Source organism: Wolbachia endosymbiont of Drosophila aff. chauvacae BK-2020, from assembly GCF_032848195.1.
Lineage (GTDB): Bacteria > Pseudomonadota > Alphaproteobacteria > Rickettsiales > Anaplasmataceae > Wolbachia > Wolbachia pipientis.
In genome coordinates, this window is sequence record NZ_CP136586.1 from 560,141 (window position 1) to 574,746 (window position 14,606).

The 14,606-nt window shown below is 35.5% G+C and carries 12 protein-coding genes and 4 pseudogenes; 8 read left to right on the plus strand and 8 right to left on the minus strand.

Features of this window, described 5'->3' with window-relative positions:
- Positions 1 to 14: 14 nt before the first annotated feature.
- Positions 15 to 997, plus strand: a pseudogene (locus R0F62_RS02960) (IS4 family transposase); the annotation flags it as partial.
- 193 nt (positions 998 to 1,190) lie between these two features.
- Here the strand turns inward: R0F62_RS02960 and R0F62_RS02965 are convergent.
- A pseudogene (locus R0F62_RS02965) lies at positions 1,191 to 2,121 on the minus strand (IS110 family transposase).
- Between the two features lie 216 nt (positions 2,122 to 2,337).
- On the opposite strand from R0F62_RS02965, the pseudogene R0F62_RS02970 reads away from it, so the two are divergent.
- A pseudogene (locus tag R0F62_RS02970) lies at positions 2,338 to 2,745 on the plus strand (IS4 family transposase); the annotation flags it as partial.
- Positions 2,746 to 2,752: 7 nt separating this feature from the next.
- Here the strand turns inward: R0F62_RS02970 and R0F62_RS02975 are convergent.
- Positions 2,753 to 3,296, minus strand: a pseudogene (locus R0F62_RS02975) (IS66 family transposase); the annotation flags it as partial.
- A 497-nt stretch (positions 3,297 to 3,793) separates the two neighbouring features.
- Between R0F62_RS02975 and R0F62_RS02980 the strand changes: the two are divergent.
- The 5 genes from R0F62_RS02980 to lepB all read left to right on the plus strand — a co-directional run bounded on the left by R0F62_RS02980 (position 3,794) and on the right by lepB (position 7,606).
- Positions 3,794 to 4,819 carry an extracellular solute-binding protein gene (locus tag R0F62_RS02980; RefSeq protein ID WP_274979263.1) on the plus strand — a complete coding sequence of 342 codons (1,026 nt, stop codon included), beginning with the start codon at positions 3,794 to 3,796 and terminating at the stop codon, positions 4,817 to 4,819.
- Between the two features lie 203 nt (positions 4,820 to 5,022).
- Complete coding sequence (locus tag R0F62_RS02985) at positions 5,023 to 5,910, plus strand: aspartate carbamoyltransferase catalytic subunit (protein ID WP_006280416.1); 888 nt, start codon at positions 5,023 to 5,025, stop codon at positions 5,908 to 5,910.
- A 45-nt stretch (positions 5,911 to 5,955) separates the two neighbouring features.
- Positions 5,956 to 6,087 carry a hypothetical protein gene (locus R0F62_RS02990; RefSeq protein ID WP_255317428.1) on the plus strand — a complete coding sequence of 44 codons (132 nt, stop codon included), beginning with the start codon at positions 5,956 to 5,958 and terminating at the stop codon, positions 6,085 to 6,087.
- Positions 6,088 to 6,631: 544 nt separating this feature from the next.
- Entirely contained in the window at positions 6,632 to 6,823 is a 192-nt protein-coding gene (locus R0F62_RS02995) for a hypothetical protein (protein WP_156518101.1), read from the plus strand.
- 36 nt (positions 6,824 to 6,859) lie between these two features.
- Complete coding sequence (lepB, locus tag R0F62_RS03000) at positions 6,860 to 7,606, plus strand: signal peptidase I (protein WP_010962911.1); 747 nt, start codon at positions 6,860 to 6,862, stop codon at positions 7,604 to 7,606.
- Positions 7,607 to 7,613: 7 nt separating this feature from the next.
- Here the strand turns inward: lepB and hscA are convergent, their stop codons facing one another.
- The 4 genes from hscA to iscU are packed head-to-tail and all read right to left on the minus strand — an operon-like array spanning position 7,614 to position 10,600.
- Positions 7,614 to 9,362 carry a Fe-S protein assembly chaperone HscA gene (hscA, locus tag R0F62_RS03005; RefSeq protein ID WP_010082333.1) on the minus strand — a complete coding sequence of 583 codons (1,749 nt, stop codon included), beginning with the start codon at positions 9,360 to 9,362 and terminating at the stop codon, positions 7,614 to 7,616.
- On the minus strand, positions 9,340 to 9,798 hold the full coding sequence (locus tag R0F62_RS03010; protein WP_010962909.1) for an iron-sulfur cluster co-chaperone HscB C-terminal domain-containing protein: 459 nt from the start codon (positions 9,796 to 9,798) through the stop codon (positions 9,340 to 9,342). Before R0F62_RS03010 ends, hscA begins: the two co-directional genes overlap by 23 nt.
- Positions 9,791 to 10,204: a HesB/IscA family protein gene (locus tag R0F62_RS03015; RefSeq protein ID WP_038199190.1), complete on the minus strand. Its 414-nt coding sequence runs from the start codon at positions 10,202 to 10,204 to the stop codon at positions 9,791 to 9,793. The genes R0F62_RS03010 and R0F62_RS03015 overlap by 8 nt, the downstream gene beginning before the upstream one ends.
- A gap of 12 nt (positions 10,205 to 10,216) precedes the next feature.
- Positions 10,217 to 10,600 (minus strand): Fe-S cluster assembly scaffold IscU, encoded by a 384-nt coding sequence (gene iscU / locus R0F62_RS03020; RefSeq protein ID WP_007548853.1) that lies wholly within the window; start codon positions 10,598 to 10,600, stop codon positions 10,217 to 10,219.
- A 191-nt stretch (positions 10,601 to 10,791) separates the two neighbouring features.
- Between iscU and ftsY the strand changes: the two genes are divergently transcribed.
- On the plus strand, positions 10,792 to 11,703 hold the full coding sequence (ftsY, locus tag R0F62_RS03025) for a signal recognition particle-docking protein FtsY (protein WP_010962907.1): 912 nt from the start codon (positions 10,792 to 10,794) through the stop codon (positions 11,701 to 11,703).
- On the opposite strand, the gene radA is transcribed toward ftsY, so the two are convergent.
- Positions 11,690 to 13,033: a DNA repair protein RadA gene (gene radA, locus R0F62_RS03030; protein WP_274979262.1), complete on the minus strand. Its 1,344-nt coding sequence runs from the start codon at positions 13,031 to 13,033 to the stop codon at positions 11,690 to 11,692. The genes ftsY and radA overlap by 14 nt on opposite strands.
- Before the next feature lie 834 nt (positions 13,034 to 13,867).
- Positions 13,868 to 14,605, minus strand: coding sequence for a putative folate metabolism gamma-glutamate ligase (locus R0F62_RS03035; protein WP_274979261.1), 738 nt, complete (start codon positions 14,603 to 14,605; stop codon positions 13,868 to 13,870).
- Position 14,606 lies beyond the last annotated feature (1 nt).

Here is a 14,606-nt window from a genome sequence, read left to right on the forward strand (position 1 = left end):
ATTGAGGGTGTAAAATGGCAAGTAAAAGTAGTGAATGGGCTAAAAATGAATTTGGAGATAAAAGGTTAACTGAGCGATTAGTAAAGATTGCTGATATGTTTGACAAAATTACCTGAAAGTTAGATTAATCAAGCATGTGAAAGTTGGTCAGAAGCAAAAACAGCATAACGTTTTTTTCAAAATGAGAATGTAAAAGAAAGTGATATTTTAGCTACACATATTAATAAGACGGTTGAGAGAACAAAAGCTCACAAGAGGGTTCTTGTCATTCAAGATACCAGTTACATTGTATATAATAACCATAAAAAAACAAGCGGATTAGCAAATTTGTCCAGTTATGATACTGCAAAAGGTATTATAATGCATACAGCTCTTGCCGTTAGTATAGAAGGTTTGGTACTAGGGATACTAGATCAAAAAGTTTATTCAAGACCTGAAGAAACTGAGCACCTTAAAAAAAAGAGCGATCGCATTGAAGATAAAGAAAGCGTAAAGTGGTTGGAAACTTTAAGAAAAACAAATAATATTATTGATCCAACTCAAACTGAGACTATAACTGTATGCGATAGAGAAGCAGATATATATGACTTTTTTGAGCTTGCACATAATCTTAATTCGGCAGTGCTAGTTAGAGCATGCAGAGATAGAGCAGTAAATAGAAAATCTCGATATCCTGAAAAAGGTGAGCAGAAGTTATGGGCATTTATTAAATCCTCTCATTGTGCAGGTACGGTAGAAGTTGAAGTTCCTGTAAAAGATAATAAGCCAAAAAGAACAGCACGTTTGGAAGTTAGATTTGGAAAGTTTATGATGAATCCATCTAAGAATAATATTAGGCATAAGACGGAAGAACTACCTAAATTACCACTTTATGCAGTTTATGTTGTTGAGAAAACTCCCCTTCCCTTAAAAAAAACCGCTAGAATGGATGCTATTAACGAATCTTTCAGTTAATACTTTCGATGAAGCTGTTGAAAAAATTAGTTGGTATCAACTATGTTTTTTAAAAATTTTTTTATTTGTGTAATTTTGCAAATTATATGGGCAATAAAAACCCGTTTGTCATAGAAATAGAATTTTATATCAAACAGCTACCACAGCAATTTCTGCTTAAGCTAATGAATATGTGCTTTAAGTCTGTGTGGACGCACATATTCATTAGCCAAATTCAGTTACCGTTGTGAAGATTTTTAAGTATGCAAATTAATTGCTTCTTTAAGTCTTGTATTAGCAATTACTATAATTTTACGCATTAGGGCTGTTATAGCCACCATCTTCTTCTTACCACTTTCAACAAGCTTAGAATAAAAGGCGCCAAGTATAGATTTTGACCTTGTAGCAGCCATAGCGGCTGTAAAGAGCTTTGAACGAACGTTACTTCTACCACCTGTAATCCTTCGGTAACCAACAGCTTTACCACTTTCTTTTGGATGCAGTGCAACTCCGGCAAGACTTGCTACTTCTTTTCTATTTAAGTAACCAAGCTCTGGCATTAAACACAAAAAATCTTGTGATAACTTTTCCAGGAACTGTTTTAAGAATTTTTGGCGTTGTTGTAATTCGCGGCTTTCATCAATAATCTTTTGTATAGTATCATTGAGTTCGTTTATTTGACTATCGAAAAACTCAATGGTCTTTTGACAGCTTTCTTTTATATGATCATTTTCCGGTGCTTCAAGTCTGCATTTTTCTTGAGTTCTCATTTGCGTAATATCATCACGACGTTGACAAAGTGCAGCCAAAGTTGATTGTTCTGTAGAGGTAGGTACAAATAGAGAGATAGTTCTATGGCGTTCAAATCCATATTGAGCAAGAGCTCTTGCATCTAGACTTTGCTAAAGTTCCGTGAGATAAAATAAAGCTTTTTACTTTACGAGTATTAGCTCGATGCACGGCAATATTTTTGTCGGTAAGAAAATGTGATAAGCCAAGCTCATATTTCCCTGTATTTTCTAAAGTCACTAAAGCATTAGGTAGAATATCTGAAAACTCTTGAAATAATTGTTGCCAACCAGAAGCATTATTATCAAATTCGACAGCATTCTTCTGTTTGTGAATTGCAACGATATTTTTAAATTTTCCGATGTCAATGCCAATAAAATTTTGATAAGATGTAACCATAATAAACCTCGATAGTTTTAGTTAATTTAAGATTGTAAACGGGTGCATATATATGTCCCAAGCAACTATTCAAGCGTATCGAGAGATAGGGCTAGCGTACCTTGATACCAACGGTTGTAATACCAATTTCCTTTCAGTCGCGCACGCCCGCTATTCCTAGTGAGCAGGGTTATCTTTCTCTCTTATCTCTTTTATACCACGTTTTTAACTTACAATTGCCTTAGATGGAAAATAGAGATATTACATAAAATTTTAAATCCGGTCTCAAAGTTGAAGAATGTAGGCTTGGAATAGCAGAAAGACTAATGAGATATCTAACAGTTATGAGTATTATTGCTTGGAGGATCTTCTTTATTACATCAATTGCAAGAGCTAACCCAACATTACCATGTACTACCTTATTAGCTGAAGAAGAATGGAAAGTTTTATACGTTAAAATACACAGAAAACCATGTCCAAGTGTAGTTCCCAACATAAAAGAAGCTGTTTCATGAACTTGGAGGCCATTTAGCAAGAAAAAATGACCCAAAACCAGGACCAATTACTCTTTGGAAAGGATATAAACGTCTCTTTGATTTAGCAGAAGGATGGCGACTTGCTCACGAACCTCATATTTGTGGGTAATAGTAAGATTTGATATGCTGCCAACACTTATGTTCAAATTAAAAATGTCATTTATGATACTAGCCACTTCACGCTTTGAGTTTTTGTAAAATTCGCTGAGTGCTGCAATTATAGACTTAACCCTTGGACCAAATGTATCTGGCGTAACACCTTCTGGTAACTTGCTACTTTTTCTTTTTCTGCATCTCCAACAACGACCATGTTCCAATTACTACATAAGGCCTAATTTCCGGAAGATCAACTTTTTGGTGAACATAAGGTTTTTCGCATATTACAAGCTCTCCTCCGCATTCGCAAATATTAGGCAACTCTATTTTTACTACTTTATCCGCTTCCATTGTGGCATGAAAATTTCCTTTATGCCCAACCTGATCGCCAACATTCCTTTCACTTTTTGGCTTGTCCTTTTTTATTTTGTATAGCTCTTTTGAGCTGTGCAGGGATGAGTTTTTTGAATTTAAACCGAGCCTTTCCTTTAATTCAGCGTTCTCTATCTTTAAAGCTTTATTTTCTGCTTTTAAGTTTTCTATCTCTGCTTTCAGTTTTTCTATTTTTTGCTGTAAATTTTTGCAAAGTTCTCAAAGGTTTACCACATTACCTCACTTTTGCTCTATGATTATCTTTATTATCTTGCTTTGTCTACCTTATTCTACCACTCCGCTGAACGGATACAATTTACTAAACAGAAAAAAAGGCAAAAGAAACCCTAGGGTAGCTAGTTATTCACTATCCATTTTTTAAGTTGGCGTTTTTTAATGTTTTAAATAGCGCATTTCAGCTTATATTAGGTAAAAACCTAGAAATTTTATAAAGAAATAAGGTGCACATAGTGCAAAAAATTAAGCATGATTTACGCCAAATACATTAAGTTTTTTGTCATTAATCCACTGCAGAGATTGCGAAGATAAATAAATAGCTTCAGTGTTATAATAAGGGGGCTGGCGAAGCTTGTCAAGGAAGTTTTTATGATTTATCTAACGAACTTTACACTTGCTAAAGTTGTACCATCTTGGTAACTTTAACTGAAAGAAGTTATTTTTTATCCAATATGAAAAAAGCCTTTATATTCACATCCTTAATAGCAATTATATTGATAGTTATTACTTATTTATACAGAAACGACGGAACTAATGACTCACAAGTGGTAAATGTTTATTCATCGCGCAAAGAAGAATTAGTACGTACTTTGTTTGATGAATTCACGAAAAATACAGGTATTAAAGTACGTTACATCATTGATGATTATTCTCAGCTACTTTCACGAATGGAAAACGGTGGTGAAGCTGACTTATTTTTGACTGCTGATGCAATCAACTTAATTCTAGCAAAAAAAAGAGGACTTTTATCTCAAGTAGATTCAGAGGTTTTAAAAAGTGTTATACCTGCAAGATTGAGAGACAGTGAAGATTATTGGTTTGGTCTTACAAAAAGAGCTAGGATATTGGTTTACAATAAAGAGTCAGTAGACCCTAAGGACTTAAGTACTTATGAAGATTTAGCAAATGAAAAATGGAAAGGAAAAATATTAGTGCGTTCTTCTACAAGTCCATATAACAGATCGTTAATTGCTTTTATGATTGCAAATAATGGTTTTGAAAAGACGAAAGAATGGGTAAGCGGAATTGTGAGCAATATGGCAAGAAAACCAAGTGGTGGTGATACTGATCAAATTTACGCCGTAGCAGCGGGTGAGGGAGATGTTGCAATAGTAAACAGCTACTACTTTGCGAGAATTCTTTCATCAGAAAATAAAAAGAATGTTGCAGACAAGCTAGGGGCTTTTTTTCCTCATCGCAACGATCACGGTGTAATGGTAAACATCAGTGGTGCAGCAGTAACAAAAAACGCAAAAAACAGGGAAAATGCTATAGTCTTATTGGAATTTTTAGTAAGCAAGCAGGCTCAAGAGTTATACGCTAAAAAAAACCAAGAATATCCTATTATTGAAGGCGTTGAAACTTCCGATATACTAAAATCTTGGGGAAATTATTCACAAAGTGATTTGCCTCTAAGTGAACTTGAGAAGCATCTTTTTGAGGCTGTTATGATAGCGGATGAGTGTAAGTGGAAGTAATCCCCAGCGCCACTAAACATTGGGATGAAAGATTTATGCTAATATAACTTACTCTTGACTCGCTGAACTTTTTCTTCCTTCTAACTTAATTTTGACTTTACTATCTTTTTCCGTTCTTTCACCAAAACAATTGCTGCACAAGAAGTCTATTGAAAAAAGGTAATAAGAAAGTAGAATAGGTTCAAGTAGTTGAAAAGGAAACTATGAACAAGAGAAGGAATTTGTTAAACATCTCAGACCTTACAGTCGATGATGTAGAAAATATAACTAAGTTGGCCAACCAGTACCTTAAAAAAGAAGTTGCAAATAGTCATATCTTGGAAAATAAGACAGTAATAAATTTATTCTTTGAAGATTCAACGCGTACACTTGCGTCTTTTGAAATAGCAGCAAAAAGCCTTGGAGCAAATGTTGTAACTTTGCCAATAAGATCTTCTTCTATTAACAAGGGAGAAGATCTAAAAGACATGATCAAAACATTAAATGCAATGAATCCTGATTACATAATAATCAGGCATAAAAGTAGTGGTATCATTAATACACTGGCAAAGTATGTTAACTGCTCGCTAATCAATGCAGGCGATGGAAGTAGTGAACATCCAACTCAAGCTCTTGCAGACTATCTTGTAATCAGCAATCACAAAAAGCAAATAAAGGACCTCAAAGTTGTGATATGTGGAGATATTCTGCACAGTAGAGTTGCAAGATCAAATATAAGATTGCTAAAAATGTTTGGAGCAGAGATAAACTTGGTCGCACCACCAACTTTGATTTGTAAGCATTTTCCTGAAGTAGATTCAGTCCATTATTCATTAATTGAAGGTATAAAGGATGCTGACGTAATTATGCTTTTGAGATTGCAGAAAGAGCGCATGAATAATAGTTCTTCAGAGAAAGAATATTTTTATTTGTATGGACTTGATTCACAAAAGCTATCATACGCAAAACCAGATGCGATTGTTATGCACCCAGGGCCAATAAACAGAGGGATTGAGATTAGCAGCGATGTAGCAGATTGTGTTATTTTACAGCAAGTAGAATTTGGATTGGCAATACGTAAGGCAGTGTTGCACTATTATAGGCCTTGCTAATATTAAAAGATGCTACACAACTAATGCAAAAAGGGGGGGCATGAAATGACAAGGCTTGTAAATGGTTTGAGAATGGCCATTAAGATGTTAAGGCCGAGGATATGGTGTGGAAGTTTTTACGAAAGCCTGAAGTCAATCAACAACCTTGCAGAACGGCAAATTAGACGGCTATCGTAAAAACAGCTTTTTCACCTGGTCGGAACATGGAGAAAGATTTGTGGAAAGAATGTTGTCGATATTTTTGACATCACGTCTCAATGGCCAAAATCCCTTCCAAAAGTTACGACTGCTTAGTTCTTTATTCATTCTCACAATCCGTGAACGGTTACAACCTAGATTCCAGTGGGCTTTGTTGCATCGCTAGCTATGATGGATTAAAGATAAAAAAGATAGGGAATATCAGTAGCTTATTATTCTGGTATTTATAACAAGAACGGTCAATGAATACCTAAATTTGAGTAAAAGAAATTTCACTACCATTTACCAATTCGGCTAAAATTCAAGAATTTCAATGCTTTAGCTATTTTCAATAGAATTAAATTTATTAATATAAATAACAAATTACTATTCTTAAATTTGATCAGATTGATTGCAAAAAAACAAGATTTTCAATAGGTTGCTTATAATCCTAACTATAGTTAGCCTTTCATAAGTAGCGATGCAACAAAGCCATTCCAGTGTCAGCTACTTTCATAACACCATATTACCTTAACAAAAGCAAATGTTCGTACAGATGTGCATCAGCTACTTTCATCTGCCACCTGCAAATTGCAATGTTCGTACAGTTATGTGTCACGCTACTTGGATGACACCGTTGAAAGAAATGAACCGCCTTTTCAAAATTGTTTTGAATAGAGGAATAACATTCACAAGTAAAATTTCATATTACCATTTTTTAATTTATGTATTATAATAAGCTTAATCTATAAGAAAAACAAAGTTGGAAAAGTTGGAAGAACTAAGCAAAAACTGGGTGATAAGAACGGGAAGATTTTTATCTTCATTGTTTTTTTTACTGTTGATTGCGCTATCAATACGTAGTTTTTTATTCGAGCCATTTCATATACCTTCTGGTTCAATGAAAAGCACCCTACTTGAAGGGGATTACATTTTTACTAGTAAATATTCATACGGTTACAGTAAACACTCCTTTCCATTTTCTCCAAACATTTTTAGCGGCAGGATTTTTTATACCCCTCCAAAGCGTGGCGACATAGTAGTTTTCAAACCCACAAGAAATGACAGCATCAGGTTTGTTAAGCGAGTAATAGGAACACCAGGTGACAAAGTGCAAATGATAGAGGGAGAATTATACCTAAATGATCAGAAAGTAGAGCGAAGGCAAATTGAAAGTTTTTTTGATTATGAGTCAAATCGTAACATACCAAGATATATAGAAACGCTTTTAAGTGGCAAGGAACATGAGATTTTGGTAGATGACATTTCTAATAAGCTATCATATAACACTCCGGTTTATTATGTACCTAACGATCAATTTTTCGTTATGGGAGACAATAGAAATAATTCTTTAGATAGTAGGTTTCCTGAAGTTGGTTTTGTACCAATGGAAAATATCATTGGGCGTGTAAGCATAGTTGGTTTATCATTTAAATTAGGAAAGGTCGATTGGTTACCATTTAATTTCAGGTTACCTGTTGCTTTGAGATTAAATAGGGTATTGCACAAGGTTGTGTAAGCTTTTTCTACCTATTTGTTAATTCACACAACTCTAAAGAAGAATTTTCTAACTCGGCGATAGTGTTGTTAATTTCATTCAAGTCATTGCCTTGTAAAGCGTTTTTTGCATTTTGTAATAGGTTTTTCAACTTTTGATCAGTGGAAAGGTTATTATTGTTTTCAACCAAGTGTATGAGTTTATTTCCATTAATTTTAGCACCTGCAAGGGAACGAGCCTTCATATCTTCGTCAAAACTGTTTATTGACTGGTTAACCATATTTTGAACATCAGCTTCACTCAAGCCAAAACTTGAATTTACTTTAACTGTCTGCTCAATTCCAGTAGTTTTTTCTCTTGCAGTAACAGTCAAGATTCCGTCAACGTTAACTGTAAATTCTATTTCAACTCTTGCAGAACCTGCAGGCAGTGGCGGTATACCTTTTAGTTCAAACTGCGCTAGAGATTTGTTATCCTCTATCATTTCACGTTCTCCCTGACAAACATGAATTTTCATTGCTGTTTGCCCATCAATATAAGTTGTAAACTCTTTTGTTTCTGAAACTGGCAGTGGCGTATTTCTTGGTATGATTTTTTCAACTATGCCTCCCATAGTTTCTATGCCAAGTGATAGAGGTAAAACATCCAGGAGAATATTCCTATCTTTTGAGCTCGAAGTTAAATCATGAGCCTGCAGAGCTGCCCCAATGGCAACTGCTTTATCTGGATCCACGTCATTTAGTACTTTATTTCCAAAGAGTTTGACTAGTGAATTTTGAACCAATGGTGTTCTAGTTGCACCACCAACTAAAATTACTCCTTTTATATCATCAATTTTAAGATCTATATCACTTATAGTACGAGTGACTATATTGATAGTCTTATTGACCAAAGAACTGATTGCCTGCTCGAATTCTTCTCTGGTAATTTCGCACTCAAATGGCTTGCCGTTAACATTAAATTCGAAGATACCTATAGTGTGATTGCTTAGGTACTCTTTCACAGAGCGTGATTCGATAAGTAAGGAATTTAGTTGCTTAGCCGTCTTTTCTCTATACTTATCAATCACAATTGAACTCAGCAAATGATCAAAATCATCACCGCCGAGTTTGGTATCACCACCAACTGCAAGAACTTGAAACACTCCTTGATGCAATTTCAATATCGAAATATCAAATGTTCCACCACCAAGGTCATAAACTGCATATATTCCACTGTTATTGTTCTTTTCAATGGAGTAAGAAAGCGCTGCAGCGGTTGGCTCGTTAACGAGGCGCAGAACTTCTATGCCAGCTAATTTTGCTGCATATTTAGTTGCGTTACGTGCTGAATCGTCAAAGTAAGCTGGCACAGTAATTACTGCTTTTTTTACTTCCAGCCCCTTAGACTTTTTTACCCTCTCACATAAAGCTTTTAATATCTCAGCAGAAATCTCAACAGGAGTAAGATACTTTTCCTCCGAACATTTTACTCTAATAACTTTTTCACTTTCGTTATCTATTTCAAAATAAACACCCATCTTGTTCAAATCTTTAACACTTTTACCCATTAAACGTTTTATTGAGTGGATTGCATTTGAGCCAACATCATAGCCAGTTTTCAATGTATTATTTTCACATGAAATGATAGAAGGTAATAGCTCTCTTCCCTGTTCATCTTTAAATATCTCCACGTTGCCAGCTTTATTTACCATAGCAATTAAAGAGTTGGTAGTGCCAAGATCTATACCAAAAACTACTTCATTTGAATTTGGTTCAGAAATTTGAATTGGTTGCATTTTTCTTCATCTCCTCAAATGACTTGTATAAATATTTCAATCTTAAGACTTGTGTAGCAGCTCTATCAAAATTCTTTACAGCAAAAGTGTTAATTAGATTTTTAATGCAACCTTTTATTTTTTCATCGATCATCCTACTTGCAAATTGTAGATCGTCGCAGTCTAGTAAGTACTCTCTTATTTCCATTGATTCACTTAATATTTCAGAATTTAAGTGGTCCTTTTGGCTTTTCACATTAAAAAAATCCAGCAAATGCTCAGCACGTTTTAGCGGTGACTTTAGTATCTGATAAGCTCTGTTAATATTTTCCATGTTTTGGGACTGTCTTTCATTTATATCAGTCCTGCTTAGCTCAATATATTTTTTCTCTAACTCATCAAAGCTGATATTGAAAGCTGGTTCAATTTCAAACAATGCAAAATAGTTGCTAGACATGAAAACTCTCTCCACAACCACATTTTCCTTTCTCATTAGGATTTTTGAAAACAAAACCCGATGAAAATTTTTCTTCTACATAATCCATTTCAGAGCCAAGAATAAACATGACGGATTTTGGGTCGATCAACACTTTAACTTTTTGGCCATCACTACAGTTTTCTTCAATTACCGACTCTAAAGGACGAGTATCATATGCATATTCAATATCATATTTTAAACCAGAACATCCTTTTTGCTTAATTAGCACTCTTATTCCTATTGCTTCTTCCGGTTTCTCAAGGTTAGTATGCTTCTTTTGGTCCAATAAATACCTTATCCTTTCTACTGCTTCCGCAGTTATAGTGATAAGTTTTTTATTCTTTTTTACAGTTTCACCTCCGCCTACTTCTTGATATTCACCCATGTTCGTAGCTTCTTAATTCTTTTGTTTACTTTGATAGTCATGAATAGCAGCCTTTATAGCATCTTCAGCAAGTACCGAACAGTGTATCTTCACTGGAGGTAAAGACAACTCTTCCACTATTTGAGTATTCTTTATCTGTGTAACGTCACTGATGGTTCTTCCCTTTATCATCTCTGTTAACAAGGAACTTGAAGCAATGGCAGAACCACAACCAAAAGTTTTAAATTTTGCATCTTCAATAACACCTTTGTCATTGACCTTTATCTGCAATTTCATTACATCACCGCACGATGGTGCACCAACTAGGCCAGTACCAACATTTGGATCATTTTTATCCAGAGAGCCAACATTCCTTGGATTTTCGTAATGATCTAAAATTTTCTCATTATAACTCATAAAATTACCTGTGAACCGCTATTCTACATTATAACATATTTAGGTTAAAAACTAAAGTAAAATACACTCAAAAAGTGTAATTTTTGTAAGGTAAAATTGTAGTTTTTGAGTGCATTTTACTTTACAAATTCGCGTAGTGCATGTCATTCTTTATATTGTAATTAAGTTTATAATTTAAAAAGGAGTATCCCTTGAGTTTGTTTAGTAACCTTTATCAGGGCCTGTTAAAAACTTCTTCTCGCTTTAGCGACGGGGTGAAAAGTATTTTTTCTGGCAAAAAAAAATTAGATCAGTCGCTTTTAGATGAATTAGAAGAATTGCTAATTAGCATGGATATTGGTCATAAAACTTCCAAGTTGATTATCGATAGGCTCACAAGCATCAAATTTGACAAGGAAGTTGAGTATAATACCATCACACAGCAGCTAATGAGCGAAATAGAATCGATATTGAACCCTGCTGTGCAACCGCTAATTTTAAACAAAAAACCACATATAATAATGGTATGCGGAGTAAATGGTAACGGTAAAACCACGACTATAGGTAAGCTCGCATATAAATATAAGGAAATGGGAAAATCCGTTATGCTTGTTGCATGCGACACATTTAGAGCTGCTGCTAGTGAACAATTAAACATTTGGGCAGAACGTTCTGATTGCTTGATTGTTACTGGAGAGTACGGTAGCGACTCTGCAAGTGTGGCATATAGAGCTGTAAGTCAAGCTATAAAAGATAACGTTGATGTTGTTCTAATTGACACAGCAGGAAGGCTGCAAAATAATGTGAACCTTATGGAGGAGTTATCAAAAATATATAGAACGATAAAGAAATTGGATGACACTGCCCCTCATGACGTTATTTTAGTTCTTGACGCAACTACCGGCCAAAATGCTTATAGCCAATTAGAAGCATTTAGCAAAATGGTTAATGTTACCGGGCTAATCGTAACAAAGTTAGATGGCACTGCTAAGGGCGGAGTGGTAATTGGACTTGCAGAAGCTTATAAGATAAAGTTACATGCTATAGGAATTGGCGAAAATATAGAGGACTTAAGGGAGTTTACTAGCAAAGAATTTGCTGAAGCGTTATTTAATTGTAATTAAAGACTTCTCTTAATTCCCTTACGTGACCAAGCTTGATTATTTCAATATCATGAGAAGAATAGTTACCATTTTTAGGCATAATTGCTTTTTTGAATCCTAACTTTTGTGCTTCTTTTAGTCTGAGATCAGCATGCGAGATGTTCCTAATTTCTCCTGAAAGTGCAACTTCACCGCAGATTATTGAAGAAGTTGGTAGCGGTAAATTTACTATACTTGAAATAAGGGAAGCAGCAACAGCAAGATCAGCCGATGGTTCCTGTATTTTGAGTCCCCCTGCAATGTTTAGGTATACCTCTTTATCATGCAAAAACATTTTGCAACGAGCATTTAGCACCGCGATGATCATAGCCAATCTATTAATATCCCACCCAACTACTGCCCTTCTTGGGGTTGCCATATTAGTCCCTGCTATTAATGCTTGCACTTCCATTAAAATTGGTCTTGAACCTTCAATTCCTGCAAATACGGCGCTGCCAACTACTTCTCTGTCATGGGCCATCAGAAACAATGATGATGGATTATCAACAGGCACAAGTCCTGCTTCAGACATCTCAAAAACACCAATTTCATTTGCAGGGCCAAATCTATTTTTAATAGTACGCAAAATGCGATATTGATTGCTATTTTCACCTTCAAAATATAATACCGTATCCACCATATGCTCCAGAGTTTTGGGTCCAGCTATTTGTCCATCCTTAGTTATATGACCAACTATTAAAAGAGAAACACCATATTGTTTCGCAAGAATAGTTAATTCATGTGCGCAAGTACGAACCTGAGTTACAGTTCCTGGTGCCGATGTAATTCTGCTATCATACATTGTTTGTATAGAGTCAATTACTAAGAATTTAATACTTTTGTTTTCCTTTATTGTTGCTACTACATCAGTTAAAGACACTGTAGATAAAAGCTTAATTTTAGGTTCATTTATCTTAAGACGCTTTGCTCTGAGACTCACCTGCTCTAAAGACTCCTCGCCGGATACATAAAGACATTCAAAAGAGGAAAGTTGCACAACATTAGCTGCAATTCTAAGCAAAAGGGTGGATTTTCCAATACCAGGTTCGCCACCAATTAAAATGCTAGCACCTTGAACGATACCCCCACCAAAAACTCTATCTAATTCTTCTATTCCTGTTAAAAAACGACTTGGAGTGATAATTTCGCTACCCGATAACGTCTTTATTAAAATTGGTGCAGATATACTTCTTTTGCCCGTTTTTACTGCTATTTCCTCAACAATTATATCCCAATTGTCACATGCGATGCACTTCCCTACCCACCTACCAGTGCTGTGACCACAGGATTGACATACATATACAGTTTTCATCAAAGCCAAAATTATTTTGTTGTAATTGTAATAAAAATTAGCTGAATATGCGAAGTAAATCTATAGCTAACCCAAGAAAGGGTTCCCTATGTCATACCGCGATTCATTCGCGGTATCTCTAGATCCCGCTAACAAGTAGCGGGATGACGAGGTCATGCCACCGCGCGAACCGTCATACCGTCACGGTATCTCTAGATCCCGCTAACAAGTAGCGGGATGACGAGGTCATGCCACCGCAAACCGTCATACCGCCGCGGTATCTCTTAGCCGCTAACACGTAGCGGGATGACGGTTGTCGTTTAGCTACAAACGTTAAGAAATTTACCAAATGAAAAAAAAGGCAAAAGAAGCCCTGGGGTTATTATCCGCTTTAAAATATTGACGTTTTTTATGTTTTAAACGCTTGACAAGCAAGATTAAGCTGCTTTTAATTGCAACTAACTTACGCTGCAAATGTTTAAGAAGTTTACTAAGCAGAAAAAAAGACAAAGAATCCCCGAGTTAGCTAGTCTTTTACTATCTCTGTCGAGTATTGGCATTTTTTGATGTCTTGTAACGCTTTATAAGCGCGTTCAGCTTATTTAGATAAAAATCTAGATGTAGATGAAGTTTTGTAAAGACATACAGTATCTATGTACTGCAAAAAATTAAACATAAGACGCCGATACATTAAGTAATCCTTACCTTTTAATCTGCAGATTGGCGAAAGCAAATACAATAGCTTCACTATCATGATAAGGGCGCTGGCGAAGGGTGTCAAGTAAGTTTTTTGTTTCTATTCCCAATGTTATATGGTTATGTAAGAAGTCTAATAGCAAATTTTTAAGTTCCTCTTTAACTCTTTAACCAGCGGGCTCGCATGAGGAGAGGAGAGTAAAGGTCCTCTTCCATAGATATCTTCACACTTTTTTCTTCTTCTGTAGTTGGCGGACGAGTAAGAAAGTGAATCTTTGGTGCGCCACTAATTATTGCCATTGGTGTTTGCTCCGCCCCTTCTCCCATAACTAAAACAGCAGACGTTGCCAGCGCATCAAGAAGATTGACTTGTGTTACTTGCAGTGGTTGATCATAAAGATCTGGCTTGCCTATATAGGAATAAAATGGTTCAAATCCACACCAACCAAGAGCAACGCCCGTAACCCCAAGGCGCATAGGTGTTATGTTACTATCTGTAATCAAAATACCAAGATGTTTTATGCAGTGTTTTGTCTTGAGATAGTTCCATATTGATAGAGCTGTTTTCTGAACATCCTTTGGGTATAAAATATACACTTCATTACCATTTGATTCATCAATACCAGCAGATGGAATTAAGATATTGTCTTTGATTGTTAAATAGATGCCGTAAGAATTATGGTCTACATCAACAATTGCATCAGCTTCTCTTTTGATTAGCTCTTCTTTAGAACAAGCAGTTTTGCAAACCACTTGTTTTTGACAAATAGAAATGATTTTTGATGTGATAGCAAGAACAACTTCCTCTCTTAGCAACTCTGAAACATAGCGATCAAGAACCTGCTCTAATACTTCTCCACATTCAATGCGGTGGGTATAAATTGCTTCAACATGCATA

Excerpts from the sequence above, each read along its gene's own strand:
- R0F62_RS02980 (WP_274979263.1), top strand. The coding sequence starts at position 3,794 with ATGAAAAAAGCCTTTATATTCACATCCTTAATAGCAATTATATTGATA.
- R0F62_RS02985 (WP_006280416.1), top strand. The coding sequence starts at position 5,023 with ATGAACAAGAGAAGGAATTTGTTAAACATCTCAGACCTTACAGTCGAT.
- radA (WP_274979262.1), bottom strand. The coding sequence starts at position 13,033 with ATGAAAACTGTATATGTATGTCAATCCTGTGGTCACAGCACTGGTAGG.
- R0F62_RS03010 (WP_010962909.1), bottom strand. The coding sequence starts at position 9,798 with ATGTCTAGCAACTATTTTGCATTGTTTGAAATTGAACCAGCTTTCAAT.
- R0F62_RS03035 (WP_274979261.1), bottom strand. The coding sequence starts at position 14,605 with ATGCATGTTGAAGCAATTTATACCCACCGCATTGAATGTGGAGAAGTA.
- iscU (WP_007548853.1), bottom strand. The coding sequence starts at position 10,600 with ATGAGTTATAATGAGAAAATTTTAGATCATTACGAAAATCCAAGGAAT.
- R0F62_RS02990 (WP_255317428.1), top strand. The coding sequence starts at position 5,956 with ATGACAAGGCTTGTAAATGGTTTGAGAATGGCCATTAAGATGTTAAGG.
- R0F62_RS03015 (WP_038199190.1), bottom strand. The coding sequence starts at position 10,204 with ATGGGTGAATATCAAGAAGTAGGCGGAGGTGAAACTGTAAAAAAGAAT.
- R0F62_RS02995 (WP_156518101.1), top strand. The coding sequence starts at position 6,632 with ATGTTCGTACAGATGTGCATCAGCTACTTTCATCTGCCACCTGCAAAT.
- hscA (WP_010082333.1), bottom strand. The coding sequence starts at position 9,362 with ATGCAACCAATTCAAATTTCTGAACCAAATTCAAATGAAGTAGTTTTT.